This window comes from Sphingobium cupriresistens LL01, assembly GCF_001046645.1.
Lineage (GTDB): Bacteria > Pseudomonadota > Alphaproteobacteria > Sphingomonadales > Sphingomonadaceae > Sphingobium > Sphingobium cupriresistens.
Window position 1 is genome coordinate 1 of record NZ_KQ130442.1, and the last position, 26964, is coordinate 26964.

30 protein-coding genes and 3 pseudogenes are annotated in these 26964 nt (G+C 62.5%); 13 read left to right on the forward strand and 20 right to left on the reverse strand.

From position 1 onward, the window contains the following. Nucleotides 1–123: 123 nt before the first annotated feature. Both istB and V473_RS22005 read right to left on the reverse strand, forming a co-directional pair. Nucleotides 124–891, reverse strand: a complete 768-nt coding sequence (istB, locus tag V473_RS22000; RefSeq protein WP_007686288.1) for an IS21-like element ISSsp5 family helper ATPase IstB — start codon at nt 889–891, stop codon at nt 124–126. Further along, nucleotides 888–1790 (reverse strand): annotated as a pseudogene (locus tag V473_RS22005) (Mu transposase domain-containing protein); the annotation flags it as partial. The pseudogene V473_RS22005 and the gene istB, both read right to left, overlap by 4 nt. Here V473_RS22005 and V473_RS22010 point away from each other — a divergent pair. After that, the gene (locus tag V473_RS22010) at nt 1759–2085 is read left to right on the forward strand and encodes a MerR family DNA-binding protein (protein WP_066609341.1); all 327 of its coding nucleotides are present in this window, start codon (nt 1759–1761) and stop codon (nt 2083–2085) included. The pseudogene V473_RS22005 and the gene V473_RS22010 sit on opposite strands and share 32 nt — an antisense overlap. Before the next feature lie 101 nt (nt 2086–2186). Here V473_RS22010 and V473_RS22015 read toward each other — a convergent pair whose 3' ends face one another. From V473_RS22015 to V473_RS22035, 5 genes are all read right to left on the reverse strand, one after another. Then, the gene (locus tag V473_RS22015; protein WP_066609342.1) at nt 2187–4307 is read right to left on the reverse strand and encodes an NAD(+) synthase; all 2121 of its coding nucleotides are present in this window, start codon (nt 4305–4307) and stop codon (nt 2187–2189) included. Further along, entirely contained in the window at nt 4304–5713 is a 1410-nt protein-coding gene (gene lpdA / locus V473_RS22020; protein ID WP_066609343.1) for a dihydrolipoyl dehydrogenase, read from the reverse strand. Before lpdA ends, V473_RS22015 begins: the two co-directional genes overlap by 4 nt. A 76-nt stretch (nt 5714–5789) precedes the next feature. Further along, nucleotides 5790–7745: an FTR1 family protein gene (locus tag V473_RS22025; RefSeq protein ID WP_082679293.1), complete on the reverse strand. Its 1956-nt coding sequence runs from the start codon at nt 7743–7745 to the stop codon at nt 5790–5792. Continuing rightward, nucleotides 7742–8377 (reverse strand): cation diffusion facilitator family transporter, encoded by a 636-nt coding sequence (locus V473_RS22030; RefSeq protein WP_066609345.1) that lies wholly within the window; start codon nt 8375–8377, stop codon nt 7742–7744. The genes V473_RS22025 and V473_RS22030 overlap by 4 nt, the downstream gene beginning before the upstream one ends. Before the next feature lie 61 nt (nt 8378–8438). Continuing rightward, the gene (locus tag V473_RS22035; protein WP_066609362.1) at nt 8439–9098 is read right to left on the reverse strand and encodes a class I SAM-dependent methyltransferase; all 660 of its coding nucleotides are present in this window, start codon (nt 9096–9098) and stop codon (nt 8439–8441) included. A 75-nt stretch (nt 9099–9173) separates the two neighbouring features. Here V473_RS22035 and V473_RS22040 point away from each other — a divergent pair, with 75 nt between their 5' ends. After that, nucleotides 9174–9614, forward strand: a complete 441-nt coding sequence (locus V473_RS22040; RefSeq protein ID WP_066609346.1) for a MerR family transcriptional regulator — start codon at nt 9174–9176, stop codon at nt 9612–9614. Nucleotides 9615–9733: 119 nt separating this feature from the next. Beyond that, nucleotides 9734–10491, forward strand: a protein-coding gene (locus V473_RS23290; RefSeq protein ID WP_148648504.1) for an IS5 family transposase whose coding sequence is annotated in 2 segments (ribosomal slippage) — nt 9734–10067 and nt 10067–10491 — 759 coding nt in all. Because the reading frame shifts where the segments join, the coding sequence is not laid out codon by codon here. Between the two features lie 64 nt (nt 10492–10555). On the opposite strand, the gene V473_RS22055 is transcribed toward V473_RS23290, so the two are convergent. The 7 genes and pseudogenes from V473_RS22055 to V473_RS24670 all read right to left on the reverse strand — a co-directional run. Beyond that, the gene (locus tag V473_RS22055; RefSeq protein WP_066609349.1) at nt 10556–11191 is read right to left on the reverse strand and encodes a peroxiredoxin; all 636 of its coding nucleotides are present in this window, start codon (nt 11189–11191) and stop codon (nt 10556–10558) included. Nucleotides 11192–11233: 42 nt separating this feature from the next. Further along, nucleotides 11234–11991 (reverse strand): IS5 family transposase gene (locus tag V473_RS23295; protein ID WP_148648504.1). Its coding sequence is split into 2 segments (ribosomal slippage): nt 11234–11658 and nt 11658–11991, totalling 759 coding nucleotides; the frame shifts between segments, so codons are not numbered across the junction. A gap of 231 nt (nt 11992–12222) precedes the next feature. Then, nucleotides 12223–12702: a signal peptidase II gene (gene lspA, locus V473_RS22070; protein WP_066609350.1), complete on the reverse strand. Its 480-nt coding sequence runs from the start codon at nt 12700–12702 to the stop codon at nt 12223–12225. Then, a complete protein-coding gene (locus V473_RS22075) occupies nt 12699–14093 on the reverse strand; it encodes an aldehyde dehydrogenase family protein (protein ID WP_066609351.1) in 1395 nt (464 codons plus the stop codon). The genes lspA and V473_RS22075 overlap by 4 nt, the downstream gene beginning before the upstream one ends. Continuing rightward, nucleotides 14090–15730: an acetolactate synthase large subunit gene (locus tag V473_RS22080; protein ID WP_066609352.1), complete on the reverse strand. Its 1641-nt coding sequence runs from the start codon at nt 15728–15730 to the stop codon at nt 14090–14092. The genes V473_RS22075 and V473_RS22080 overlap by 4 nt, the downstream gene beginning before the upstream one ends. A 67-nt stretch (nt 15731–15797) precedes the next feature. Beyond that, complete coding sequence (locus V473_RS22085; protein WP_082679294.1) at nt 15798–17417, reverse strand: multicopper oxidase family protein; 1620 nt, start codon at nt 17415–17417, stop codon at nt 15798–15800. A 78-nt stretch (nt 17418–17495) separates the two neighbouring features. Further along, nucleotides 17496–17642 (reverse strand): annotated as a pseudogene (locus V473_RS24670) (IS3 family transposase); the annotation flags it as partial. On the opposite strand from V473_RS24670, the pseudogene V473_RS23300 reads away from it, so the two are divergent. Continuing rightward, nucleotides 17625–17816 (forward strand): annotated as a pseudogene (locus V473_RS23300) (Tn3 family transposase); the annotation flags it as partial. The pseudogenes V473_RS24670 and V473_RS23300 overlap by 18 nt on opposite strands. 142 nt (nt 17817–17958) lie before the next feature. Beyond that, nucleotides 17959–18825, forward strand: coding sequence for a recombinase family protein (locus V473_RS22095; protein ID WP_006953933.1), 867 nt, complete (start codon nt 17959–17961; stop codon nt 18823–18825). Between the two features lie 580 nt (nt 18826–19405). Here the strand turns inward: V473_RS22095 and V473_RS22100 are convergent. From V473_RS22100 to V473_RS22110, 3 genes are all read right to left on the reverse strand, one after another. Continuing rightward, nucleotides 19406–19720, reverse strand: a complete 315-nt coding sequence (locus V473_RS22100) for a ribbon-helix-helix domain-containing protein (protein ID WP_011950393.1) — start codon at nt 19718–19720, stop codon at nt 19406–19408. Then, complete coding sequence (gene parA / locus V473_RS22105; RefSeq protein ID WP_011950392.1) at nt 19717–20370, reverse strand: ParA family partition ATPase; 654 nt, start codon at nt 20368–20370, stop codon at nt 19717–19719. The genes V473_RS22100 and parA overlap by 4 nt, the downstream gene beginning before the upstream one ends. Nucleotides 20371–20452: 82 nt before the next feature. Next, complete coding sequence (locus tag V473_RS22110) at nt 20453–21082, reverse strand: transcription elongation protein SprT (RefSeq protein ID WP_011950391.1); 630 nt, start codon at nt 21080–21082, stop codon at nt 20453–20455. Between the two features lie 418 nt (nt 21083–21500). Between V473_RS22110 and V473_RS22115 the strand changes: the two genes are divergently transcribed. Genes V473_RS22115 through V473_RS22125 form a run of 3 tightly spaced genes read left to right on the forward strand, consistent with a single transcriptional unit; the run spans nt 21501 to nt 22665 of the window. Further along, nucleotides 21501–21767, forward strand: a complete 267-nt coding sequence (locus V473_RS22115; RefSeq protein WP_011950390.1) for a type II toxin-antitoxin system RelB/DinJ family antitoxin — start codon at nt 21501–21503, stop codon at nt 21765–21767. Continuing rightward, entirely contained in the window at nt 21754–22035 is a 282-nt protein-coding gene (locus V473_RS22120; RefSeq protein WP_004212931.1) for a type II toxin-antitoxin system YafQ family toxin, read from the forward strand. Before V473_RS22115 ends, V473_RS22120 begins: the two co-directional genes overlap by 14 nt. A 9-nt stretch (nt 22036–22044) precedes the next feature. Further along, a complete protein-coding gene (locus V473_RS22125) occupies nt 22045–22665 on the forward strand; it encodes a histidine phosphatase family protein (RefSeq protein ID WP_019086510.1) in 621 nt (206 codons plus the stop codon). Here V473_RS22125 and V473_RS22130 read toward each other — a convergent pair. From V473_RS22130 to V473_RS22140, 3 genes are read right to left on the reverse strand one after another with little or no spacing between them, the layout of a single operon-like run. After that, the gene (locus V473_RS22130) at nt 22662–23624 is read right to left on the reverse strand and encodes a tyrosine-type recombinase/integrase (protein WP_041380120.1); all 963 of its coding nucleotides are present in this window, start codon (nt 23622–23624) and stop codon (nt 22662–22664) included. The genes V473_RS22125 and V473_RS22130 overlap by 4 nt on opposite strands. Continuing rightward, complete coding sequence (locus V473_RS22135; RefSeq protein WP_041380118.1) at nt 23621–24016, reverse strand: CopG family transcriptional regulator; 396 nt, start codon at nt 24014–24016, stop codon at nt 23621–23623. The genes V473_RS22130 and V473_RS22135 overlap by 4 nt, the downstream gene beginning before the upstream one ends. 37 nt (nt 24017–24053) lie before the next feature. Further along, a complete protein-coding gene (locus tag V473_RS22140; RefSeq protein ID WP_041380198.1) occupies nt 24054–24416 on the reverse strand; it encodes a DUF7673 family protein in 363 nt (120 codons plus the stop codon). 106 nt (nt 24417–24522) lie between these two features. Here V473_RS22140 and V473_RS22145 point away from each other — a divergent pair, with 106 nt between their 5' ends. From V473_RS22145 to V473_RS22165, 5 genes are read left to right on the forward strand one after another with little or no spacing between them, the layout of a single operon-like run. Then, nucleotides 24523–24771, forward strand: a complete 249-nt coding sequence (locus V473_RS22145; protein WP_007682496.1) for a type II toxin-antitoxin system VapB family antitoxin — start codon at nt 24523–24525, stop codon at nt 24769–24771. Continuing rightward, nucleotides 24768–25157 carry a type II toxin-antitoxin system VapC family toxin gene (locus V473_RS22150; RefSeq protein ID WP_007682494.1) on the forward strand — a complete coding sequence of 130 codons (390 nt, stop codon included), beginning with the start codon at nt 24768–24770 and terminating at the stop codon, nt 25155–25157. The genes V473_RS22145 and V473_RS22150 overlap by 4 nt, the downstream gene beginning before the upstream one ends. After that, nucleotides 25157–25462 (forward strand): hypothetical protein, encoded by a 306-nt coding sequence (locus V473_RS22155; RefSeq protein ID WP_007682492.1) that lies wholly within the window; start codon nt 25157–25159, stop codon nt 25460–25462. The genes V473_RS22150 and V473_RS22155 overlap by 1 nt, the downstream gene beginning before the upstream one ends. Beyond that, nucleotides 25459–25857 carry a hypothetical protein gene (locus V473_RS22160; protein ID WP_007682491.1) on the forward strand — a complete coding sequence of 133 codons (399 nt, stop codon included), beginning with the start codon at nt 25459–25461 and terminating at the stop codon, nt 25855–25857. The genes V473_RS22155 and V473_RS22160 overlap by 4 nt, the downstream gene beginning before the upstream one ends. Next, nucleotides 25857–26819 carry a tyrosine-type recombinase/integrase gene (locus V473_RS22165; RefSeq protein WP_007682488.1) on the forward strand — a complete coding sequence of 321 codons (963 nt, stop codon included), beginning with the start codon at nt 25857–25859 and terminating at the stop codon, nt 26817–26819. Before V473_RS22160 ends, V473_RS22165 begins: the two co-directional genes overlap by 1 nt. Nucleotides 26820–26964: the final 145 nt, after the last annotated feature.

A 26964-nucleotide genomic window follows, 5' to 3' on the forward strand; every position in this document is an offset into this window, starting at 1 on the left:
TGTCAACGGCGGAGCAAAAGTCGGCCATTCGGCGGCGTAAAACCAGGCCATCGTGTTACATGCCGGGGGGAGTGGCGTGAGGGCGTAGCCCGAGGGCCACTCCCCCCGGCATTGGTGTAATTTTCAGGGTCTGGTTTTGGCCTTGCGGGCCCGGCTGTGCGCGAGGCGATAGCTTTCGCCGTTCATCTCGAGGATGCTGACGTGATGGGTCAGGCGATCGAGGAGCGCGCCTGTGAGACGCTCAGATCCGAAGGTTTCGGTCCATTCGTCGAAGGGCAGGTTGCTGGTGATGAAGGTGGAGCCGCGTTCGTAACGCTGGGAGATCAGCTCGAACAACAGTTCGGCGCCGGTCTTGGAGAGCGGCACAAAGCCCAGTTCGTCGATGATGAGCAGCTTGTATCCGGCCATCTGCTTCTGGAAGCGCAGAAGACGGCGCTCGTCGCGGGCCTCCATCATTTCGCTGACCAGCGCTGCCGCGGTGGTGAAGCCCACCGACAGTCCTTTCTGGCATGCTGCCAGTCCGAGCCCCAACGCTACGTGCGTCTTTCCGGTGCCTGATGGCCCCAGAGCGATGGCGTTCTCACGCCGCTCGATCCACTCGCAGCGCGCCATCTCGAGCACCTGCATCTTGTTGAGCCTGGGGATGGCGGCGAAGTCGAAGCTGTCGAGGCTTTTGACGGCGGGGAAGCGCGCGGCCTTGATGCGCCGCTCGACCATGCGACGCTCCCTGTCGATCATTTCCATCTCGACGAGGCGGGCGAGGAAGCGGATATGATCGACGCCTTCAGCGGCACATTGCCGCGCGAGCTTGTGATGCTCACGCAGGCACGTAGGCAGCTTGAGCGCCTTGAGATGGTGAGCGAGAAGGATCTCCGGGGCCTGATCGCTCATGCGGCCTCCTGCCGGTCGGAGAGCAGGCTCAGATAGGCTCTGGCAAAGGTCTTCTCGACCGTGGTGCGTGGCAGGAAGGGATAGACGTCCAGGTCCAGCCTGGGCGGTACGCGTTCGATCCGGCACAGGACGAGGTGCTTGACGGCATCGAAGCCGATGGCGCCAAGATCGATGGCCTGTTCGACCGCCGCCTGGAGATCGGCGAGGGTGAACGTTTCCAGCAGGCGCAGTACCTGCACATATTCGCGCCTGCCATGTTTGTGCATGCGCCCTTCCATCAACCGCTGCAGTGTCGTGAACGCTTCGGGCAGGTCCCAGCCCTGCAAAGGCGCAGCCTGGTCGAATGCGTTGATCTTCTGCTCGATCAGCGGGAGATAATGGAGCGGGTCGAAGACAACCTCCTCGCGGGCATAGCAACGAGGATGACGGGCGATGACTTCGCTGCGGCAGCCGATCACCACCTCATCGACATAGGCCCTGATCCAGACCTCCTGATGGCCCCAGGCCACCGGAACCGAATAATCGTTGGTCCTGTAGCGCACCAGGGATTGCGAGGAGACCCGCCCGCCTTTCTGATCGCAGGCCTCGAAGGGTGTAGCGGGCAGAGGCTGCATGGCCGCGAGATCGCGCTGCAGCCGCTCACCGATCGTCTCGCTCTGCCCGCGCACCTTGTCCTGCTGGCGCTTGCGGCATTGCTCCTCCAGCCACAGGTTGAACGCCTCCCAGGTCGGGAACTTCGGGATCGGCACCATGAAGTTGCGCCGGCAATAGCCTACCAGCCCCTCCACATTGCCTTTCTCGTTCCCCTTGCCCGGGCGAGCATAGCGGTCGCGGATCACGTAATGTGACAGGAAAGCGCTGAACAGCGTGGCACGCTGCCGCGTGCCGTCGGGCAGGATCAACCGCCTGCGCTTTATTCGTCGTGCGCGCGATCTCGGGTTTACGCTCGATCAGGTGCGGGCGTTGCTCGATCTGGCGAGCCAACCTTCACGCGATTGCGGCTCCGTCGACGAACTCACCAGCGGCCACCTAGCGATGATCGACCGCAAGCTCGCGGACCTCGCCGCGCTTCGGCGCGAATTGGCGGCATTGCTGACGTCATGTCGTGGCGGCACAGTTTCCGAATGCCGCATCCTGGAAGCGTTTGGGCCGGCCCCGACGGAGGCCAAACTGCCAACCGCGGAGCAGGCATAGTCTGCGGTTGATGATAAGCGCTCGGTCTGCGTACCGACCCGCGGGCAACCCTTTCAGCTCACCCGCGCGCTGCGACCGGCAACATCTGAAACCCAGTCCAGTTACCTTACGAGCGGTTGGTTTGCCGTGCCTGCGGTCGGCGGCTCCGACCGCAGGAGTGGCAATTCAGCCGGTACGTTCCGCCGAAGCTCCGCCAGCCACAGCGCCGCATCGGCGTCCGAAGGCGCCCTCCAGTCGCCGCGTGGCGACAGCGATCCGCCGGTGGTGAGCTTGGGACCGTTGGGAAGCGCCGACCGCTTGAACTGATTGGCGAAGAAGCGGCCGAGGAAGAGTTCAAGCCAGTGGCGGACGGTGCCGATATCGTAGGAGCGCTTTTGCGCTTCCGGGAAGCCGGGCGGCCACTGGCCCGCAGCCGCATCCCGCCAGGCGTGGAGCGCCAGAAACGCGATCTTCGACGGGCGCAGCCCGAAGCGCGTCAGATAATAAATCCAGAAATCGTGAAGCTCATAGGGACCGATCTTGTCCTCCGTGCTCTGCAACGCTTCCTTGTCGTCCTGAGGCACGAGTTCGGGCGAGATTTTCATCGCCAGCACGTCAAGCAGCACGTTCGCCACTTGCGGCTCGAACATGCCTCCTTGCGCGGCCCAGCGGATCAGATGCTGGATGAGCGTCTTCGGTACAGCGCCGTTGACATTATAATGGCTCATCTGGTCGCCCACGCCATAGGTGCACCAACCAAGCGCCAGCTCCGACATATTTCCCGTTCCGAGAACGAGCGCACCGCGCTGGTTGGCAGCCCTGAACAGCAAATCGGTGCGAAGGCCCGCCTGAACATTCTCGAACGTCGTGTCGTAGACAGGCTCGCCGGCGGCGAAGGGATGTCCGAGATCCTTCAGCATCTGGATCGCGAGCGGCTTGATGTCGATTTCCTCGGCCGTGATGCCGAGCCCGCTCATCAGCGCATGCGCGTTCGACCTGCTCCGCTCGCCGGTGGCAAACCCGGGCATGGTGAAGCCGAGGATGCCGGAACGGGGTCGCCCGAGCAGATCGAAAGCGCGCGCCGCCACGATGAGGGCATGGGTGGAATCGAGCCCGCCGGACACGCCGATGCAGAGGCGTTCGATGCCGGTCGCCTCCAACCGTTTGACGAGCCCCGTAACCTGTATGTTGAAGGCTTCGTAGCAATCCTCGTCGAGTTTGGCGGCCTCGTCGGGGACGAAAGGGAACCGATCGACGCAGCGCCGAAGACCGACATCCTCTGTCGGCGGATCAAACCGGAACATGACGCGCCGGAAGCGCCGATCGGGCATCTGGTTCGCGATCGCGGCCTCGTTGAACGTGCCCGTGCGCATGCGTTCGAGCTGCAAACGCTCGATATCGACATCGGCCACGGCCATGCCGGAGTCGAGGCGGAAGCGCTCGGTTTCGGCGAGACAGGCACCGAGCTCGTAGACGCAGGCCTGACCGTCCCAGGCGAGATCGGTCGTCGATTCGCCATAGCCCGCTGCGGAATAGACATAGGCGGCCCAGCAGCGACCGGACTGAATTTCGCAAAGCAGCCGCCGGGTCCGGGCCTTGCCGACAACAATATTGCTGGCGGACAGGTTGGTGAGGATGAGGGCCCCAGCCAAAGCCGCGAAGTCGCTTGCTGGCGCGGGCGCCCAGACGTCCTCGCAAATCTCGATATGGAAGATGAAACCGTCGACATCCTCGGCTTCGAAGATCAGGTCGGTCCCGAACGGGACGAGCGCGCCACCGACCTTGATCTCGCCCTTCATGTCGCGTCCGGACGAGAACCATCGCTTTTCATAGAATTCGCGGTAATTGGGCAGATGGCCCTTGGGCACCACCCCGAGGATGCGGCCGCCGTGGATCGCGACCGCACAATTGTAGAGCCGCCCCTCGCGCCGCAGCGGCGCTCCCACAAGCAGGACCGGTCTGAGCTCCCGGCTCTCCTTGACCAGATCGACGATCCTCGCCTCCACATCGTCGAGCAGGGCGCGCTGGAGCAGGAGGTCATCGATCGAGTAGCCGGATAGCCCCAATTCGGGAAAGACCATCAGCGCCACCGCTTGCGCGTCGCCTTCGCGAGCGAGCGCCAGCGTCTGCGCAAGGTTGAAGGTCGGATCGGCGGCGCGGCAGCGCGGCCGACAGGCGGCGACCCGCACGAAGCCCTGGCGGTAGATCGACAGAAAGGCCTCGGCCACCGTGTCCCCTGTCATATGTGCATGCCTTGCCCGAGCAGGACGAGCGCCGCCTCCTTCAGCGACTCCGGCAAGGTGGGATGGGCGTGCGTCGTCAGCGCGATATCTTCGGTCGTGCCGCCATATTCCATGGCCAGCACGGCCTCGTGGATCATCGTCCCGGCGTCGGGGCCGATGATGTGGGCACCAAGCAAGCGATCCGTCTTCGCGTCCGCCAACAGCTTGGTGAGCCCGCGCGTGTCGCCGTTGCAGCGCGCGCGACTGTTCGCCAGGAACGGGAATGTGCCGGACTTGTAGTCGATGCCCGCCGCTTTCAGCTCTTCCTCGGTCTTGCCGACGCTTGCGACTTCAGGGGAGGTGTAGATGACGGCGGGCACGGTGTTGTAGTCGACACCCGGATAGCGGCCGGCGATCCCCTCCACGCAGCGCACGCCATCCAGCGTCGTCTTGTGCGCGAGCATCGGTCCCGCGATGACATCCCCGATCGCATAAATGCCAGAAACGGCGGTCTTGAAACCGAGTTCGACCGGGATGCGCCCCTTGGGGTCGAGCGTGATCCCCATGCGATCCAGCCCGAGGCCTTCCGTATAGGGTTTGCGCCCTACCGCGACGAGCACGACATCGGCATCGAGCGTCTCGGTTGCGCCGCCTTTTGCCGGCTCAACCGAGATAAGCAGGTCGGCGTCGCGCTTCTCGACGCCGGTCACCTTGGTCTCGAAGCGGAAGTCGAGACCCTGCTGCTTCAGCAGCTTGAGCAAGTGTCGCGCTATTTCGCGGTCCATGCTGGGCACGATGTTTTCGAGGAACTCGATCACCGTGACCTTGGCCCCCAGGCGGCGCCAGACGCAGCCCAGTTCGAGGCCGATATAGCCGCCGCCGATGACGACAAGATGTTCGGGCACCTTGTTCAACGAAAGCGCCCCGGTATTGGAGACAATCCTTTCCTCGTCAATATCGATGCCGGGCAGCCGAGCGACGTCCGACCCCGTTGCGACGAGGATGCCCTTGCTCGCGGTCAGGGTGCGGGTGCCGCCCTCCACAAGATCGATGGCCAGGCGGTCTGAGGCTTCGAAGCGGGCGCTTCCCTTCACCCACTCGACCGTATTCTTCTTCAGCAGATGCTCGACACCTTTGGTGAGGCCGTCGACCACCTCGTCCTTGCGGCCGATCATCTGGCGAAGGTTAAGGGCGACTCCTCCGATGCCGATGCCATGCTCCTCAAGCCCCTCGCTCACCTCTGCAAAGATCTCCGTCGAATGGAGGAGAGCCTTAGACGGAATGCAGCCGACATTGAGGCAGGTGCCTCCCAGTGTCGGTCGCCGCTCGATGCAGGCGACGCTCATCCCGAGCTGCGACGCACGGATGGCGGCGGGATAGCCCGCCGTGCCGCCGCCGATCACGATGATGTCGAAGCTGTCGCTCATTCGCTCGTCCCTTGGTGTACGATCATCGGTATTGAACGCCGTTCAGGACGAACCGGTCCGCCGCGTCGTGCGCCGCTCACCCGGATTTGCCGGTGACGGCGGGCTGCGTGTCGCGCTGGCGCGCTAGCCGCCGATTGTACCAGAACCCGAAGAGGACCGCCGCGAGCATGACGATCTGGGCGAACACCGACTGGGCGGTGGGAAAGAGGCCGAGAAGATCGATCCGAGGCACAAGCGCCACAGGCCTCACGTCAATCATCCCGGCTTCCTGAAGGGCTGCGACCCCCTTGCCAGCGAGGATCACGGCGAGGACGGCGATAAGGACCGAACTGTAGTTGAAGAACGTCGAAATCGGGAGCTTCCGGCTGTAACGAAGCATAGCAACGGCGATCACGGCAAGGAGAACGATGGCTGCGAGCGCTCCCGCTGCAACGGCTCCGCCATTTCCTTGGCTCCAGAGGGTGGCGTAAAAAAGGATGGTCTCGAACACTTCCCGGTAAACGACCAGGAAGGTCAGTCCGAAGAGGAACCAGGCAGACCTCTTCGAAAGCGCTTTGGAGAGCCGCTCATTAATGTAGCGTTGCCAAGCCCCGGCCTGCGCTTTCCCGTGCATCCAGATGCCCACGGACAACAGAACCACTGCGGCGAAAATCGAGCCGAAGCCCTCCGTCAGCTCGCGGCTCGCGCCGCTTACGCCGATCAGATAGGTCGCCGCAGCCCAGGTCGCGGTGCCGGCCAAAAGGGCTGCAATCCACCCGCCATGAACATAGCCCAGCACGTCCTGACGATCGGCCTTCTTCAAAAAGGCAATCATCGCGATGACGAGGAGGAGCGCTTCCAACCCTTCGCGAAGGAGAATCGTGAACGCACCCAGGAAGCTCGACGCGGTGCTGGCGCTCTCCGGGCTAAGCTGAGCTTCGGCGTCCGTGAAGAGCGTCTGCACCACCGCGACTTGCGCTCGGACCTGATCGACGGGCGCGCCCCGGTCGATGCGGGCGCGCAGCTCGGCCATTCCCCCTTCGATCCGCCTCATCAGCGAAGCGTCGCGGGCCATCAAAAGCGGCTCCACGGGCTCGAAACCATCGAGGTAGGCCGAGAGCGCGAGGTCGGTCGCGTCGGACCGTTTGCCTGCTTCGTAAGCCACCAACGCTTCTTGCAGCCGCTCCTTGGCCAGGCCGAGTGAACCCGCCGCGCCGGAAAGCGCGTCAGGATGACCGCGCAAGTAAGCCGTGACGGCCCGCGCCTTGTCTGCTCCCAGCGTCTGCTCCAACTGCGCCGGGGTCATTGCCGCCAAGGTGGTCATGTTGGGGATCAGGCGGCGCGGCGTAGCTTCATTGGACCAAGCGTTTTTTCCTGATGACGCAAGCTGCTCCGGATACGCATAGCGACCGACATGGAATGCGAGCGCCCAACGGTCATCGGGGCTGAGATGAGCAAAAGAAGGCATCGCGGTGCCCTCAAGTCCCTGCTCGATGACTTGATACAGGCCGAAGAGGCTCCGTTCACGAGCGCGAGCTTGGTCGGTGAAATCGATCGGCGCCGGATCCATGCCTCTCGCCGCCGCGCCTCGACCGTCGCCCGTCGCTCCGTGGCAGCTCGCGCAGTTCTGAGCATAGAGTGCAGCGCCTCGGTTCAGATCAGGCACGCTGGAGGGCGCAAGGGGCACCGGATAAGCCGCCAAAAGAACGCGTCCCAATTGTCGGGCCGACGTCGCAATGCTCGCGGGAGCAGCCTTTGCCGTGATGGCGGCTTCAAGTCGCGCCGCTCCTTGCAGGAGGTTCGCGCGCGCTGCGGTTGGCGGAAGATCGGCGAGCCGCTGACGGGCGCTCGCGGAGAACTCCACCATTTCGACATATTCGGCCTCGTTCACCACGCGACCGTTGGATACCGCACCGGCGTAATCGACGGCGATATAGTCCAGGAGGCGCCATATGGTTTGCGCCGGCGCGGTCTGAGCGCGAGCCGGCACCGTCAAGGTGCAGCCGATTAGAAGCGCTAGAAGAAGCGCCCGGAGGCAGGCAAACGGCGTCATGCGCTCTCTCGCAACTCGCCGCAAGCCTCGCGAATGATCTCCCAGGCTGATTGAAGGAAGATTATAGCGATCACCACAGCCACGATGATGTCGGGCCACGCACTATCGAGCCAGAAGACGAGCGCAGCGGCGCAGATCACCGCCACATTGTTGATGGCGTCGTTGCGCGAGAACAGCCAGATCGCTCGCGCCTGAGCATCGCCGCCCTCGCGGAAACGAGCTAGGATCAAAGCCGCGGTCACGTTTACGATTAGCGCGGCAATGCCGATGCCGCCCATCAGCTCCGGCTCCGGCGGAATGGCGTTCAGCGCTCGCCAGACTGCCATACCGAGCACCCAGAGCCCGAGGGCACCAAGGAAAAGTCCCTGCGTCATCGCGACGCGTGCGCGCGTGGACGCCGCCCAGCCGAGAGCCAGGAGACCAACGAACGTAATCGAGCCGTCGCCAAGAAAATCGAGCGCGTCGGCCTTCAGTGCCTGGCTGTTCGCAAGAAATCCGCCGACGATCTCGACCAGGCCGAAGCCGCCGTTGAGGACGACCACCCACCACAGTGCACGCCGGTAAGCCGGGTCCACTTCTGCGCGTTTGGTGTCCCCGGTGCAGCCGCAACCGTCTGATTCGTTCTCGCTCATGCTTGGCCCCTACCACCTCCAGCTACTGGAGGATCAAGACCTTTCGCGAATGTCTCGCAAATCAGTCCTGTGGTCTCGCTGCCTGAAACAGACTGATTGCGCCGGTAGCTGTGGGCACAACGCGGCGAGGTTCGACGACCACTCCGGCGCGATCGGAGAGGATGCGTTCAAGCGCGCCGTCCGCGTTGGGCTGAGTATCCGCCAGCCCGTCCAACGACTGAACGGTCAGGCGGAACAGCAAGCGCATGACAACGCTCCTCTGACGGGCATAATCGGCGATGTGGACCTCGCCGCCCGGACGAACGCTGGCGAACATCGCCGCCACGCCCTCGCGTTTGCCGGGAAGCGGCACCTGATGAAAAACGAGGCTCGAGATCGCCTTCGCCAACTCACCCTTAAAATCGGCGACGTCGCGCGCGAAGCCTTGTCGCCACTCGATCTCCAAACCAGCCCGTTCCGCCTTCCGGGCTGCTATTTCGAGCACCGCCGGGTCAGGATCGAGCCCGATAATTCGTGCACCGGGCGCCGCTTGCTTCAACATCATGGCGAACGTCCCTGTGCCACAGCCCACGTCGACGATTGTCTCGCAATCGCGGGGAGCGACCTGTCGCAGGAGTTCGCCCCGCCAGACCGCCTCACGCGTCAGAAGCCGGATCGCTAAATCATAGCCTCTCGTGAAACCCGGAAGCCCGAGCGCGGGAGTGAAATCAGTCGTCCGCATAAACAGGCCTCCCCCCTGCCTTGGCGACAGGGTAGTGTCGTCGTACATCCTCCAGAGACTGGAGGATCAAGCTGAATGTCGAAGATGTTGATGATAGGTGATCTTGCAGCCGCGACAGGCACGAAGGTCAACACGATCCGCTTCTACGAAGAGATCGGACTCATGCGGCGGGCCGCTCGAACTGCATCAGGCCGGCGGACTTACGGTGCTGGTGACCTGGAGCGACTACGCTTCATCCGGCACGCGAGGAAGCTGGGGTTCGAGACCGACGAGATCCGATCGCTGCTCGCGTTGGGTGACGATCCCGAGAGACAGTGCGACGAGGTGACGGAAATCGCGCTACGCCACCTGGCCGATGTGAACCAAAAAATCACAAGGCTAATGCTTCTGCGCGATGAGCTCGGACAAATCGCTGGCTCCTGCGAGGGCGGAAGCGTTTCGGAATGCCGTATAATGGAAAGCCTAAGCGCGGAATACACGTCCGGCAGTAGCGTTAAACCGGCCAGCGCTCCGTAGAAGACCACTGCCTTCACCCCACGAGCAACCAATGGCAAAGTCGCAGACATAAACGCTAGGCTCAGGACCCATTGATTCGAGAGGCATGATCTGATTCAGGCTCCGCAAGGAGACTGAGCATGAGCGATCTGTACTGGCTGACGGACGAGCAGATGGCGCGGCTCCGACCATACTTCCCCAAGAGCCACGGCAGGCCGCGGGTTGATGACCGGCGGGTGCTGAGCGGGATCATCTTCGTCAATCGCAACGGGTCGCGCTGGTGCGATGCGCCCAAGGAGTATGGTCCGCACAAGACGCTCTACAACCGATGGAAGCGATGGGGCGAAATAGGTGTCTTCCTCCGCATGATGGAAGGGCTGGCCGCCGAGGGCGCCGATCCGAAGACGGTCATGATCGACGCAACTTACCTGAAGGCGCACCGCACGGCATCGAGCCTGCGGGTAAAAAAGGGGATCTCGGGCGGCTGATCGGTCGCACCAAAGGGGGCATGAACACCAAGCTTCATGCCGTCACCGATGCCAACGGCCGTCCACTCAGCTTCTTCATGACCGCTGGCCAGATCAGCGATTATACCGGTGCTGCGGCGCTTCTCGACGATCTTCCCAAGGCGCAATGGCTGCTGGGCGACCGCGGCTACGACGCCGACTGGTTCAGGGATGCCCTTCAGCAAAAGGGGATCAAGCCCTGCATTCCTGGGCGGAAATCCCGTCTCGATCCCATCAAATACGACAAGCGTCGCTACAAACGCCGCAACCGCATCGAGATCATGTTCGGTCGCCTCAAGGACTGGCGCCGCGTCGCCACCCGATACGATCGGTGCCCTACGGTCTTCTTCTCCGCCATCGCTCTCGCCGCCACCGTCATCTTCTGGCTCTGATTAATGAGTCCTGAGCCTAGACAACCGCAAGAGCCCTTGCAGAATTATTAGCGGCAATCGGGGATCAGCCCTTAGGTTGCGGTGTAACGCGCAAATAAGGCTTCACCGCCTCCCAGCCTTGGGGGAATTTCTCACGCGCTTCTTCATCGCTGAGCGAAGGCACGATGATGACGTCCTCGCCCTGCTGCCAGTTCACAGGTGTGGCCACGCTGTGGTCCGCCGTCAGTTGCAGCGAATCGATAATCCGCAAGATCTCTTCGAAATTTCGTCCCGTGCTCGCGGGATAAGTGAGCGTAAGTTTCACTTTCTTATCGGGACCGATGACGAACACCGAGCGGACGGTGAATGAATCATCAGCCTGCGGATGGATCATTCCATAGAGATCAGCGATTTCACGATCCGGGTCCGCGACCAGCGGAAAGTTGAGAGCATGACCCTGGGTTTCGGCAATGTCGCCCGCCCAAGCTCGATGATCTTCGAGCGGATCGACGCTGAGACCGATCACTTTGACGCCGCGTTTGTCGAATTCAGGCTTGAGGCGGGCAACCTCACCAAGTTCCGTCGTGCAAACAGGAGTGAAATCCGCAGGGTGCGAGAACAGCACCGCCCAGTCGTCACCCATCCATTCATGGAATTTGAGCGTGCCATCGGTTGTGTCGGCCTCGAAATCGGGTGCGGTGTCGCCAAGTTGAAGTGTCATTGAAAATCTCCTGTGGTGAGCGCTAGGCTCAGGACTCATTAATCAGAGCCAGAAGATGACGGTGGCGGCGAGAGCGATGGCGGAGAAGAAGACCGTAGGGCACCGATCGTATCGGGTGGCGACGCGGCGCCAGTCCTTGAGGCGACCGAACATGATCTCGATGCGGTTGCGGCGTTTGTAGCGACGCTTGTCGTATTTGATGGGATCGAGACGGGATTTCCGCCCAGGAATGCAGGGCTTGATCCCCTTTTGCTGAAGGGCATCCCTGAACCAGTCGGCGTCGTAGCCGCGGTCGCCCAGCAGCCATTGCGCCTTGGGAAGATCGTCGAGAAGCGCCGCAGCACCGGTATAATCGCTGATCTGGCCAGCGGTCATGAAGAAGCTGAGTGGACGGCCGTTGGCATCGGTGACGGCATGAAGCTTGGTGTTCATGCCCCCTTTGGTGCGACCGATCAGCCGCCCGAGATCCCCTTTTTTACCCGCAGGCTCGATGCCGTGCGGTGCGCCTTCAGGTAAGTTGCGTCGATCATGACCGTCTTCGGATCGGCGCCCTCGGCGGCCAGCCCTTCCATCATGCGGAGGAAGACACCTATTTCGCCCCATCGCTTCCATCGGTTGTAGAGCGTCTTGTGCGGACCATACTCCTTGGGCGCATCGCACCAGCGCGACCCGTTGCGATTGACGAAGATGATCCCGCTCAGCACCCGCCGGTCATCAACCCGCGGCCTGCCGTGGCTCTTGGGGAAGTATGGTCGGAGCCGCGCCATCTGCTCGTCCGTCAGCCAGTACAGATCGCTCATGCTCAGTCTCCTTGCGGAGCCTGAATCAGATCATGCCTCTCGAATCAATGGGTCCTGAGCCTAAAGCAACGCAGCTACACGTACAGATGGGTGCTACAGTTGCTGTAGGTGCAACCGAGATCGCGACCAAGCGGCGTTCAGACGCGATAGACGGCATCGCCAGCCTGCTGGTGTGCCGACCTTCCGCGCTATGCGGAAGCGTTCGTCTTTTCTCATTGCGTCCGGTCTTAATCAGCTCGTATTCGCGCTGGTTTCAGGCTGGTCTTCGCCCACCAGGATCAAAAGCCCCAGTCCCGCTACGATCGCGACGTCGGCCAGATTGAATGATGGCCAATGAAAATTGTCCCAGTACAAATCGATAAAGTCCCTGACGGCGCCAAACATCAGCCTGTCTGCAACGTTGCCGAGCGCTCCGCCAATCGCCAAGCTCAAGCCGAGCGCATGGATGGGGGATCGGGTTCTCATCAGCCAAATCCCGAGCATGCCCGAAAGCAGAACGCCGATCGCGATAAGGATCACGGGGGCTGCTCCACCCGCCAGTCCGAATGCCACGCCGCTATTGGCGATGGCGACTAGATTGAAGCCCGGGAACACTGCGATCACGTTACCCGAACCAACGAAAGAATGCGCCCAGGTTTTCGACAATTGGTCGAGGCCGAAGCTGGCCAGAATCAAAACGGGCGCAAGCCGTTTCGCCGCGCTCAAGGTCATCGGACGCTGGATGGTGAATTCACGACCACCATCTTTTCTTCGCTCATATCGGCCATCGTGTAACCGATACCGCCTGTTCCGAGACCCGACTGACGGCGTCCTGCGAACGGCATCCAGTCGACGCGAAATGCGGTATGATCGTTGACCATTACGGCTGACGCGGCCAGCGCTTCGACGCAGTAATCGGCCCAGGACATTCGGTCGGTAAACACAGCCGCCTGGAAGGCGTAGGGAAGCGCGTTCGCCTGCGTGATCGCAGCATCGACGTCGTCGTATCCGTAAATGCAGACCACAGGGCCGAACACTTCCTTCCGCGATACATCGGCGTCGTCGGGCGGATCGACAAGGACCGTGGGCTGGTAAAGGGTGGAACCCGTGCGCTTACCCCCTGCGGCGAGCCTGCCGCCGCCCTGAACGGCTGCATCGACCCAGGATTCGACGCGGTCGACTTCGGCAGGACGAATGAGCGGACCGCATTGGGTTTCCGCATTGGTCGGATCGCCCACCGTCAGCGCTTCTGCTCCCGCAGCGAGCTCGGCAGCGAAGTCCGGCAATTCGGCGCGCGGAACGAACACGCGCTGCACCGAGACGCAGACCTGACCAGAATGATAAAAGCCCCCTTTCAGGAGCGGAGGAATTACCTTGGCGTGCGCAACGCTGTCATCGACGATGACCGGGGCCGCGCCCCCATGTTCCAGCGCCAAGCGGGTGCCAGGGGCCAGTTTGGAGCGGAGCATCCAGCCAACTCTGGCCGAACCGATGAAGGAGAAGAACGCAGTTCGTGGATCGGTGACCATTTTTTCGGCGACCTCGTCCGAGCACGGCACGAAACGGCACCAATTTTCATTGAGTCCGGCTTCATAAAGGATTTCGACGAAGCTCTTGCAGGAAAGGGGCGTGTCCTTGGCCGGTTTCACCAGAACAGGGCATCCGCTTGCAACTGCCGGTCCCACCTGATGGGCGATCAGGTTCAGAGGATGATTGAAAGCGGAGATCGCCACGACCGGCCCAATCGGCTCACGGAAGGTATAGGCTTTGCGTCCTGCCCCCGCCTGCGTCAGGTCCATCGGGATTTCGCGCCCGCCGCTGGCGAACAATTCGTGTATGCACAATTCGACGCTCTGAATGGCGCGACTGGTTTCCACGCGCGCGTCGACGATGGGTTTACCGCCCTCGAGCGCAATCTGCATTGCCAGTGTCTCCGCGCGCTCGCGCATCAGCCCGATGGCGCGCTGCAGGATGGCGATGCGTTCATGCGCGGGGAGCCGCGCTTGTCGGTCTTCGTGCAGCGCGCGCGCCTCGTCGAGCCAACGATCGACTTGCGGCCAGTCGACCAGCTCAACGCTGCCAATGCATTCCTGGTCGTAGGGATTGAGGACCTGCCACGTCATTGGGGACACTCCATCGCCTTGAGTTCATCGATCAGAACCTTGCGGTTCTCGGAGTAATCCACCGGCAAGTCGACAAGGTGAACGCCGCCGCTTTCAAACCCTTCATTCAAGGTCGGTACCAGTGCTTCGCTGCTTTCGATCCGGTGGCCCGTCGCACCATAACTCTTCGCATAGGTAACGAAGTCGGGGTTGGCGAAGCTCAGACCGTAATCGGGAAAGCCAAGTTCTTCCTGCTTCCACCGGATCATACCGTAAGCGGAATCATTGAGGATGAGTACGACGAGGTTGAGGCCGAGCCTGACCGCGGTTTCCACCTCCTGCGAATTCATCATGAACCCGCCATCGCCGCATACGGCGAGCACGCGGCGCTCGGGCGACAGCATCGCTGCCATCATCGCCGAGGGGAGACCCGCTCCCATCGTCGCCAGCGCGTTGTCGAGCAGAATCGTGTTCGGCTCATGCGCGATATAGTTGCGGGCGAACCAGATCTTGTAGATGCCGTTGTCGAGTGCGACGATGTCGTCGCGGCCCATGACCGCCCGTACATCTGCAACGATGCGCTGGGGCACCATCGGAAAGCGGCCATCGTCGCTGCCTTGGCGGATGTGCGCCGCGATGTCCTCATGGACTTTGGCGTAGGCTGCCGGGTCACTAGGGTGTTTGCCGCGCAGCCGGTTTCCCAGTCGCTCGACAGATCCGGCAATATCGCCGATGACTTCCAGCTGCGGGAAATAGACCTGGTCGACCTCTGCGGCCTTGTAATTCACATGGATAACAGTGCGTCCGTCAGGCTCCATGAAAAAGGGCGGTTTCTCGACCACGTCATGGCCGATATTGACGATCAGGTCTGCGCGATCGATGGCGCAATGAACATAGTCATCCGATGATAGAGCCGCCGTTCCAAGATACAGAGGGCTTGCCTCATCAAGCACTCCCTTGCCCATTTGCGTATTGAAAAACGGAAATTGTGTATCGTCGACGAACTTTCGGAGCGCCTTACAAGCGCTACGTCGGTTGGCCCCGGCACCAACCAGTAGCAGCGGGCGATCGGCGGCCAGAATACGCTCGGCGGCTTCGTCTAGCGCGGCATCTCCGGCCACCGCATATTGGCGGGGGTGGGGCGCAACGACCGGTTCGGAGGTTTCTTCCTCGGCAATGTCTTCGGGCAGCTCCAGCAGAACTGCACCGGGTCGCTCTTCCTGAGCTCTCCTGAAACCTTCGCGCACGAGCGAAGGAATGCGCTCCCCATTCACGATCTGCTTCGCCATCTTACATAATGGGGTGAAAAGCGAGACGACATCGACGATCTGGAACTGCGCCTGCTTCGAGACCTTGATGGGTTTTTGGCCGGTTATCATGACCAGAGGGAAAGCGCCCAGAGCGGCATAAGCTGCCGGCGTCGTGAGGTTTGTCGCCCCCGGCCCCAGCGTGGCAAGGCATACGCCGGCTTTACCGGTTAGGCGTCCATAGGTTGCCGCCATGAACCCCGCTCCTTGCTCGTGCCGGGTAACGATCAGGCGGATCGACGAGGTGCGTAGCGATTCAAGCAAATCCAAATTCTCCTCGCCCGGAACCGCAAAAATATATTCGACGCCTTCGGCTTCCAACGCGGCGACAAGAAGATCGGATGCTTTCATGAAATGGTGCTCGCATTGGTGAGGGCCTGGAGGCCGTCGGTGGCAGGTCTTCTGCCCGGTTACTGATTCAGGCTGTGACGGTGAATTGCCCCATCATGCCGGCGTCTTCGTGCTCGAGGATGTGGCAGTGATACATGTAAGGCAAATCCGGGTCGGTATAGTCCTCGAACCGCAAAAGGAGCCGCACGGCTTCGCCCGGATAGACGACAACCGTGTCCTTTAGCCCCTGTTCCGTCGCATCAGGGGCCCTGCCGTTCCGGTCGAGGATACGGAACTGCACATCGTGGATGTGGAACGGATGCGCCATCATCGAGGCATTCTCGACCTGCCAGATTTCGGTGGTATTGACCCGTACTGTCTCGTCGACACGCTGCGTATCCATCGATTTGCCGTTGATGGTGAAACCACCTCCACGCATCATGCGCATTCCCATGCCCATATCGAGAACAAAACGGCGCGTGCGAACGGCATTGCCCGGATCGACCTGAGGCAAAGTAGCGAGCTGGCGAGGCATAGCGATCGCCCGCCTGCGGCTCGCGGCCGGCTGGATATCCAGCACGGTAAAGCGACGCCTTTCATCCATCATGCCGCCCATCATCCCATCGCGACGCTCCTCTTCGCCCATCATACCGCCACGGCCGCCTCGGTCGCCCATCATCCAATTGTCCGTCGGCCGGTCGGAATCGCCCATGGATCCGGACCCTCTCATTCCCCGGCCCATATTTCCCATACCCATGATTTCGAGCCCGTCCGCAAGCAGCGAAACCGGCCTTCCATCGCTGACATCGACGATTACCTGCGCGCGTTCGCCGGGAGCGAGAACAACATTGTCGGTTGGCAGCGGCGCAGTGAGCAAACCGCCGTCGGTTCCGATCTGATGGAAGCTGCGGCCATCGTCGAACCCGAAACGGTAAAAGCGTGCGTTCGAGCTATTGACTAGTCGCAGCCTCAAACGATCGGACTTTGCCTCGAAGACGGGCTCGACGACGCCGTTGACCAGCATCGTGTCACCCATCATTCCCATCATGATATTATGCATGCGTGTGGAATAAACGAGGCTTCCATCGCGCGCGAAAGCGCGATCCTGTACGACCAGCGGTATATCATCGATGCCATAGTCGTTTGGAAGGTCGAGCGCCTCGCTCGCGCTGTCGCGGACGTAGATCATTCCGGCCAGACCCTGATAGACCTGTGGCCCCGAGCGGCGGTGCGCATGCGAATGATACCAGAACATCGCTGCGCGCTGTCGGACATCGAAACGCGCGGTCCAGCTCCCTCCTGGCTCGATCGGCTGATGCGGTCCGCCATCGGCTCGCGCCGGAAGATGAAAACCGTGCCAGTGGACGGTCGCCGTTTCGGACAGATCGCTCGTGACATTCATCCGCACCGTATCGCCGGCGTGCATCTCAAGTGTGGGGCCTAGATAGGGTTGGTTGATGCCGATGGTCGGCGTTTCGATCCCTTCAAAAAAATGTGAGACGCCGTGGCGCAGATTGAGATCGAAAACCCTCTCGCCGCCTTCTCGTTCCCCTGAATAAAGAGGAGGAACGAGAAGTTGCGAGCGCGCTGTTGCCGAAGCAAGCGTCGCTTTCTTGCCTATCAACAGGTCGCGCCCGGCATATGCGGCTATTCCCAATACACCTGCGCCAAGCACCGCACCGCCGAGAATGGAACGTCTGTCGATCATATCGTGTCCGTCGTCAGAACATTTGGCACAACTCGCGGCGTAGATCAGCGGAGTGTGGGCCTCGTCTTGGTTTGATGTTTAGGCGGCGAGCTTGCGGTGTTGCAAGCGCCGATGTTCGAGTGTCTTTCGCTTGATCCTTTCTCTTCGTTCGATGATGGCGGCAGCCCTGCCGAAGTAGGCATCGGCGGGCGTGACGTTGTCGAGGCTCTCGTGGTAGCGCTGGTGTATGTGAACACCCGCATGCTTCAGACCGTACTGGTTGAGCCGAAGTGGGCGGGGCGGATGACGCCGGAAGATTATCGTGGTCTCACGCCGTTGATCTACAGTCATGTGAACCCTTATGGCCGCTTCGACCTCGACCTGAACGACCGGATTGATTTTGGACGGCTTGCAGCGTGAGGCGGCTGATCGGCCTATAACATTTGGGTACACCCCAGAGTGATAGGGCCGAGTGACACCATTCGTCTGTCACAAAAGGGTGGGTTTGCGCTCAATGTGACGATACACTGCAAGAGCCACCCTAATGTGACGGATTTTGCACTTGGCTCGTATCGGATATGCCCGCGTCAGCACCACGGACCAGGATCTGGATATCCAGATTGGCCGCCTCAAGAATGCAGGTTGCGAAATTATCCGTTCCGAGACCGGATCGGGGGCCTCGCGGAGCGGGCGCACGGAACTGGAAACGATCATGCAGTTTATGCACACCGGCGACGAGCTGGTCGTGCTGCGGCTCGACCGGCTCGGCCGCTCCACGCGCGATGTCCTGAACCTGGTGCATGAGCTTGATGAAAAGGGAGCTTCGCTGCGCATCCTTGAGCCAGAGGTGACGACGGCGGGCGACATGGGGCGAATGGTCATCACCATACTCGGCATGGTCGCCGATATGGAGCTGAAGTTCATCAAGGATCGTCAGCGCGCCGGGATCGAAGCGGCGCGCGCCGAAGGCGTTTACAAAGGCCGGAAGAAGAACGTCGATGACGATGAAATCCGCCGTCGCCTTGCCGCCGGCGCCAGCAAGGCCCGCGTTGCCCGCGACCTGAAGGTCTCACGAATGACCGTCTATCGGGCGCTCGACATTATTCCGTCACAGACCAAACTGCCGGAAAAGCCGCCCACTGCCAGCATCGCCCTGCATCTGATTATCGAGAACTTCAACAAGCGTGGAAGAGGTAGAAAACCCGCTCGGGAGCGGATTGAGGCGATGCTGGAACGCGACTACGCCATGGTAAAAAACGGCAATTGTGATTACAAACTGACCGTCGCCTATGACCCCGATCCGGATGGCATTTCCCTTGATGAGGAAATCCAAAGCCTCCTCTCCGAGATGTTCAACATCGCAGAGAGCTACAATTGCTCCATGGAAGCCGATATCTACGAGGTCGGTGGTCAGCAACGGTCCTGGTAGAATCAATCAAGCGTTCAGTGTTCGTTCTTCAACCTGGCCAAAATCGCAGCTTCGGGCCGACTGGGCCTAATAACTACCATGGCGTGATTGCTTCGCCGAAAATCGTGGCGGCAATAGGACAGTGTCGTGGCGTTAACTGCCATGTTTGCATGTGAACATGACGACATTGAGTTTAACTTCGGCCCAGGCTCCTTCCGATCAACCAAAGGTGGAAAACATGGGCCGCCACGAACGCGCCTCCAATAAAGATCAGGGACGGTAACAGCATCCCCTCCTGCCCCGGCCTCGGCGTTAGGGTCATCGCGGCGTTAGGGTCATCGCTGCAACATTGAACAGCCCCAGCACACAGATCGCAAGGAAGGGCGTGAAGCTGAGAGCTAGAACGCGAGGTGCGGACCAATTCACCAAATTGGAAAGCGGCTCTGATCGTGAAAGCCGCTATTGCATCGGCAGTTCCTTTCCTGCCGGAAACGGGCGTTTGCCCGGATGGACAATCCGATCATCACCAGTGCGAAGATGGCGGACACGATTAGCACGGCATGAGTTTTCCCCTAAGCTATATGTTTGCATGTGAACATGCTCACTTGCCTACAGGACTTTCCCCCATCTTTCGGAGCCAGTCGTTGAACGCCTCGGCCATCGCGTCCTGCAAGCTCATGCCGTGCTTGCGGGCGGTCATGTGCATGGCGAACGACATTTCCGGGCTGAAATAGCCCGTCATCGCCTTCTTGCCCTGACGGCTCGGCGCAACCGGGCTGCTGCTCGAACTGCTGCCGGTGCCTACGCCAGTGCTGCGGGCGGTCAGCGCGGCCGCCCTTCCCTCCGGCTCGGTCGACGCCGGCGTTGGTGCGGGATCGCGATCCCGCAATGCAAGCAATGATCCCTTCCGGCTCATGCGCTGGCCCTCCGCTTCGTTGATGCTTGCATGTTTACATGCTCGCATGTCCACTTGTAAAGCTGGCGCACCTCGTCTGCCGCCTTGCCGTCCGGCTCGATCTCCATCGCGGTTTTCCCCTCGGCCGCCGCGTGACGGAACGCGGCACGATCCGCAACACGGTGCGGGCAGGCGTCCAGCCCATAATCCTGCACAAGCTGCGTCGCTTCCTCATACATGCGCGGCGCGGTCGGGCTTCCCGCCGTGAAGATCACGAAAGCGGGCTTGCCGCGCATCTTCACAAGGCTGGCGGTCGTCTTGATCGCGGCCAGGTCGAACGCGCTCGGCCGACATGGGATCAGCACCAGGTCGGCCGCCTCGACGGCGGCGCTGGCGGCGCTGTCGGCATGGGGCGGGGTGTCGATCACGATGAACGCTGCGCCTTGCGCCCTCGCCTGCTCGATCTTGGCGGCAAGGCGAGGGGGGGCGCTGTCGATCACGACCGGGGGCGCATCCTTGCGCCACGCCGCCCACTGGCTCGCTGTCGCCTGCGGGTCGAGGTCGATCACCAGCGCGGTATGGCCAGCATCCTCGGCGGCGGCGGCCAGATGCAGGGCGAGGGTGGTTTTCCCCGCACCACCCTTCTGGCTGATAATGGCGATTGTTGGCATGTGAATATCCTTACATGACCGCATGTTTGCATGTGGGCATAGTGCAAGCCGTGCCTGAATGAAAGGGGCAGGGGGAGGACGCTTAACCACCCTCGTCATCGTCGGCGTCCAGCGGCTCATGCTGCATGATCCCGTGCCCTTCAATCGGGCAAAGCGGCGCTCCGGCCAATTCCAGCCACTTGCGCGCGGTCCTCACAGTATAGCCGCACGTCGCGCACTCGCATTTCAGCATCCGGGTTTTCTGCTTCTTGGGCGCGGTCGACTCCCCGCCGGTGTCGAGATGGGCATGGGGGAGGGAGCCAGCGGCCTCAAGGATCGGTGCGATGGCCGCAAGTAAGGCGTCGCCGGGAGTGGTGGCGCGCATCGGCCCGACAAGGCCCAGCCCAAGCGCGACCCGTTTAAACGCCTTCCCATGCCCTGCCGGGATGCCGACAGCGGCATGGACCAGCTCGTGGGCGAGGATGGCGGCGATCTGCGCGGGCATGGCGTCAGGCGCATGCGCTAGGTCCGGGCGGATGAAGATTTCAAAATGCCCGTCCGCGCTGAGCCGGTTGTCCCAGCACTCACCGATCGCCTTGCCCTTCGCGCCTCTACTGGTGAAGCCGATCGCCACGCGCACGCGGTCGGGCAGGGGGGCGTCCAGCGCCTCGAACAGCGGAGCCATGCCCTGCGCCACGGCATTGAGCCAGCTTTCGCGGGTTTCGTGGGTCATCGTCTTTACTCCCTTCAAATCGCCTGTCCGGCGATGGCCATGCCATCGGCCGGAACACGGACGCCCAAGAACGCCGGCGGGAGAGGGGGGCAGCGGGAATCGACGGGGTGGAGCGGCCGCAGCGTAGCGAGGCACGGCCCGTCTATCCCGTTGCGGGGGAGAGGCGGCCGGGACCGCCTTTCCCCCTTCAAACAGGATCGGCGCCGGCGCACGCCGGCATTGCTGCGCGAGATCCGCGCAGCGATCTCGCTTCCGCCATGTGGATCGTCACCTTGGGCCAAGACCGCTTGCGGGCTTGGGGAGCGTGAGCGACTAGAGCCACGATGCCGCGTCAGCGGCAGGCGCATAATCACCGCACCCATTGCCAAAATCAGATTTTGTGACTACGTTGGGACTACGTTTTCAGAAGGAAATCCCAATGGCTGTTTCCGACACCTATGTCCGCGCCAGGATCGACAATACGACGAAGGAACGCGCCACCGCCGCGCTGGGCGCGATGGGCCTTTCGATCTCCGACGCTATCCGACTGTTGATGCTGCGTATCGCCGACGAACGGCGCTTGCCTTTCGAGGTCAAGGTTCCGAACGCCGCGACACGCGAGGCAATGGCAGAGCTGGCGGCGGGGAAGGGGACCAAGTTCGCCAGCGTCGATGCGCTGATGGCGGACCTCCGTGCGGACGATTGATCGTTCGACCCGGTTCAAGCGCGACTACAAGCGGGAATCAAAGGGCCGGCATCGAGCGACCCTCGATGCCGATCTTCTGCCTGTCCTGGCCGCGCTCGCGACCGACACGCCGCTTGATCCCAAATACCGCGACCATGATCTGAGCGGCGATTGGGCGGGCTACCGCGATTGCCACGTCAAGCCCGATCTGGTGCTGATCTACGCCAAGCCCGACGACGAAACGCTGCGCCTCGCGCGCCTTGGCTCGCATAGCGAGGTATTCGGATAGATGACGCACATGCGGGCGATCTTCATCCGCCACGGCGAATCCACCGGCAACGCCGGCGTGCCGTGCCATGATCTCGCGGCGATCGAGCTGACGGAGCGCGGCCACGAACAAGCGCGCCAGGTCGCGGCGAGCTGGACGCAAGCGCCCGCGCTCATCGTCACGTCGCCCTATACCCGCACCCGGCAGACGGCCGCGCCGACGATAGCGCGCTTTCCTGGCGTGCCGGTCGAAGTGTGGCCGATCGAAGAATTTACCTATCTGCAACCGGCGCGCTGGAACGGCACGCGCAGCGCCGAACGGATGCCGCACCTCGAACGCTATTGGAGCGCGGCCGATCCGGACTATTGCGACGGGGAAGGGGCGGAGAGTTTCCGCGCCTTGCTCGGGCGCTGCGAGGCGGCGCTGGCCCGCCTCGCGGCCATGCCGCCCGCTTCGCTCGTCTATGTGTTCGGACATGGGCAGTTCATCCAGGCCGCGCGCGCGATCGTCGCCGACGCCGATCTGGACGAGCGCGCCAAGATGCGCGCCTTCTGGCGCAAGGGCGAGCCGCCCGCGATCAGCAACGCGCAGCGGCTAGGGTTTCATTGGGATGGCGACCGCTGGGCGTGTGCGCCGGCGATCGCCGCCTAGATCAACACCCGCTCCACCTCGTCCAGCGTCACGTCATCGGGTCTCCGGTCGTAAAGCTGGGTGGTGCGCGTCGAGCTGTGGTTTGCCATCGTCGCGGCCGTCTCCAACGTGCCGCCGTTTTTCAGATAGGTGGTGATCCCGGTCGCGCGGAACGAATGGTTGCCGATCGCCGTCCCGATCTCGGCCGCGCCCGCGCGCCGGCGCACCATCGCGAACGCATTGGCTTGGGGCAGGGGGGTATCGCTGAGGCGCTTAGTGCCGCGCGCGATCGTGCGGAACAGCGGCCCTTTGCGGTCTTCGCGCAACTCGCACCCGTCGAGATATTCAGCGAGATAATGCTCAAGGTTGTGGTGGCAGGGCATTTCATGGCGCTTGCCGCCCTTCTCGTGCAGGCGCACCCAAAGCCTGCGATTCTGCACGAACACGTCCTCCACCCGCATCGCGAGCGCCGCGCCGATCCGTGCGAATGAATAGACCATCAATCCAATCAGGGCGCGGTCGCGCAGGCCCGCCGGCGTCGTCACGTCGATGGTATCGAGCAGCCGCCGCGCCTCGTCGGGGGCGAGCACCGGCGTCTTGCCGCGCCGCTGGCTATGCGCCGGCCCGCGCACCGATCCGGCAGGATTCACCGGCACGATATGGCCCGTTACCAGCCAGTCGAACAGGTGGCGCACGCCGGCGAGCTGCTGCTTGACGCTGGGCGCGGCCAGCTCGCGCCCCAGCGCCTCGACCCAGGCCGCGACGTGGAGCGGTTGCACGCCAGCGAGAGAGGCAACGCCGCGCGCCTCGCACCAGGCCAGGAAGTCGCCCGCCGCGCGCGCATAGGCACGGCGCGTATGCGGATTGCGGATGGTGACGGCGAAGAACTCAAGGAAGCGCAGCCGCGTGGCGTCGTCGGCCGCCGCGATCAAGGCCGGCAACGCCAGCGCGGGCGAGGGTAGGAGGGCGAGCTGGTTCATCGTGCGATCTTCTGCCAGCGGGCCGGCTCGCGGCGGGGCTTCGCCAGCTCCCGGCGCAATTCGTCAAACACCTCATCGGCGGGACGAACGCGGCCCGCCTTCACGTCCTCAAGCCCGCGTCCAACCGACTCGTCCAATATCCGGCGCAACAGCTCGTCGCGCAAATCGCGGTGCGGCTCCATCTCGATGAAGTTCTGGACGATCGCGAACACCGCCTCGGACGGATCAACGAAATGGCCCCGCTCGACCTGCGCCAACAGCCAATCGGCCATGTCGCCGGGTAGATACACCTCGAAACGCAGCCCGCCCCCGCGCGCCTGCTCGCGCAGCGCCTTGGCCTGGTCGCGCTCGGCGCAGTTGTCGGCAAAAGCCTCGTCGTCATTTTCGATCATGCCGGCATCCCTTTTTACGGTGGATCTTCGGAGACGTTTAAACGCTCTCGGCGGGGTCGCCGCGATAGCGCACCCAAAGGTCGTGCATCGCGTCGCGGTAACCCCAGGCATCGGCATAGGTGGTCGACTCCTGCGCCAGATAGGCCATGACCGTCAGCATATCCTCGGCAATGACGGCATCGACGTTGCAAAGATGCAGGATCGGGAAATGCCCGCACTCGTCGCCATTCCACCAGGCCAACAGAAAATCCGCGACCTTGGCCGACGCGCCGGTCTCGGCCGCGCGCGTGGGCGGCAGCGCGATCGGCAGCAAGCGGCCGATCGCCGCGCCGGCCTCATCGAAGCTTACGGTCCGGATGACAGGGCGGCGCTGCGGCGGTGTCGAGGCCGTCTCGGGCATGGCGATCATGGTCCCCTGAATGTGTGATAATGTCCTTTATCATACACTCTTCCCCTTAGGCGCGCTGCATGGTAGAAAGGTGGCTAATTTTCTAGAAAGGCGGACCATGAGCCTCAATGTTAAAGACCCTGAAGCCCATCGGCTTGCGCAGGCCATCGCCCAAGCGACCGGCCAGAGCATGACCCGCGTGGTGACGGAGGCGCTGCGCGAGCGCTTCGCCAGGATCGAGCGTCAGAAAAGCAAGGCGAGCGTCGCGGAACTGCTAACGATCGCCGATCGCGCCGCCACGCATGTGAAGCGCCCCTATGTCGATCATGCCGAACTGTTTTATGACGATAATGGCCTGCCGAAATGATCCTCGACACCTCGGCCCTGGTCGCGATCCTCTATCGCGAACCCGAAGCGGCGACCTTCGCACAAGCCATCCATGATGCCGATGCCTGCCGCATCAGCGTCGCCAGCTATGTCGAGCTGTCGATGGTCATCGAACGCCAGCTCGGTCCCGAAGGGATGCGCCAGACCGAAGCCTTCTTTCGCCGCGCCGGCATCACGATCGAACCGGTGACGCTCGATCATGGCGAACTGGCGCGACAGGCGTTTCTCGATTTCGGCAAGGGCCGCCACAAAGCGGGCCTGAACTTTGGCGACTGCTTTTCCTATGCGCTGGCCAAGGCGACCGACGAGCCGCTGTTGTTCAAGGGCAATGATTTTGCCCTGACGGACATAGAGGCGGCGGCATAATGCGCGCGGTGCACGACAAGATCGAAGGCCCCTTCGCCATCGAGGAGAATATCGCCCTCTATGGCATGGTCGCTGGCGATGCGACGCTGCATCGGGGCATCCGTTTCATCCTCCACGGCACAATTACGGGCAACCTGACGATCGAGACCGGCGCGCGCGCAATCATCCATGGCACGGTGGCGGGACGCATCTACAACGAAGGCGGTCGCGTCGAGATCTTCGGGATCGCCGATGCCGTCGCCAACGGCTCGCGCGACGCCATCACGATCATCGATCCCGCCGCCCATGTCCGGGGCCGGCCATGACCCAGATCGGCGGTGTCCCCGACATGCACGACGAGGATGATTACCCGTATGACAATCCCGTGTCCCGCGCCCAGGCCGAGAGCTTGCGGGAGCAGGCCCGCGCGGGCGGGTTGCGGTTTGAGGCCTATCTGCCCCCGGCGCTGGCCGACTGGCTGTTGGAACCGATCGAGCGCGGCATGTTCGCCGATCCTTCGGAGGCGGTGTTCGCGATCGTCGGCAACTTCCGCGATCTGGAGCCGCATCGTGATCTGCGCGACGCGTTGCTGCGCCGGTTGTTGCAGGCGGCGGTCGATGATCCGAGGCCGGGCACTCCCCATGAACAGGTGCAAGCGGAGATGGCGCGCCGTCGCGTCGAACCGCGCGCCGCGCCCGCACGCTGGCGGAGAGAGGGGTAATGGCTCAGCTCGCCCCCCTTCCCTCGCCCACGCTGGCCTTGCCGGCGCTGATCGCGTCGGCCGACGACCGCGCGCGGTTGCGGTTCCTGGAGTTTTTCGCCGTCACCATCCGCAACGCGCATACGCGCCGCGCCTATGCGCGCGCGGCTGGCGACTTCCTGACCTGGGTAGCGGCGCGCGGGGTCACGTCCCTTGGGGCCGTGCAGCCGCTCCACGTCGGCGCGTGGATCGAGGCGCTGGGAGGCGAGATGAGCGCGCCCAGCGTCAAGCAGCAGCTCGCCGGCGTGCGTCGGCTGTTCGACTGGCTGGTGATAGGCCAGGTCATGCCGGTGAACCCCGCCGCATCGGTGCGCGGGCCGGCGCATAGTCAGCGGCGCGGCAAGACGCCGGTGCTGGCCCCCGACGAGGCGCGGCGGCTGCTTGATACGATCGACGTGGGTGGGCCGGCGGGTCTGCGCGACCGCGCGCTAATCGGGCTGATGGTCTATTCGTTCGCGCGGATCGGCGCGGCGCTCTCCATGCGTGTCGAGGACGTTTTCATGCAGAACCGCCGTCTCTGGGTGCGGCTGCACGAAAAGGGCGGCAAGCAGCACGAAATGCCCTGCCACCATAATCTTGAGGACTATCTGACCGCCTATATCGACGGGTGTGAGCTGCGCGCGCAAGCCAAGGGGCCGTTGTTCCGCACGATCGCGCGCGGGACCAAGCGGCTAAGCGACACTCCCCTGCCCCAGGCCAATGCGTTCGCGATGGTGCGCCGACGCGCGGTGGCGGCCGAGATCGGCACGGCGATCGGCAACCATTCGTTCCGCGCGACCGGGATTACCACTTACCTGAAGAACGGCGGCACGCTGGAGACGGCCGCGACGATGGCGAACCATAGCTCCACGCGCACGACCCAGCTCTACGATCGGAGGCCCGATGACGTGACGCTCGATGAGGTGGAACGGGTGTTGATCTAGTCACCTGGAACTGAAGTAAGCTTCATTGTATAAGCCCTTGTAGATCAGACGGAGGTTAATGTGATGGCGGGCAGACGGGCGGATTTGGTTGTCTTGAGCGGAGATGACCGGCGTTTTCTCGAAGCTCAGGTCCGCCGGCCTGCAA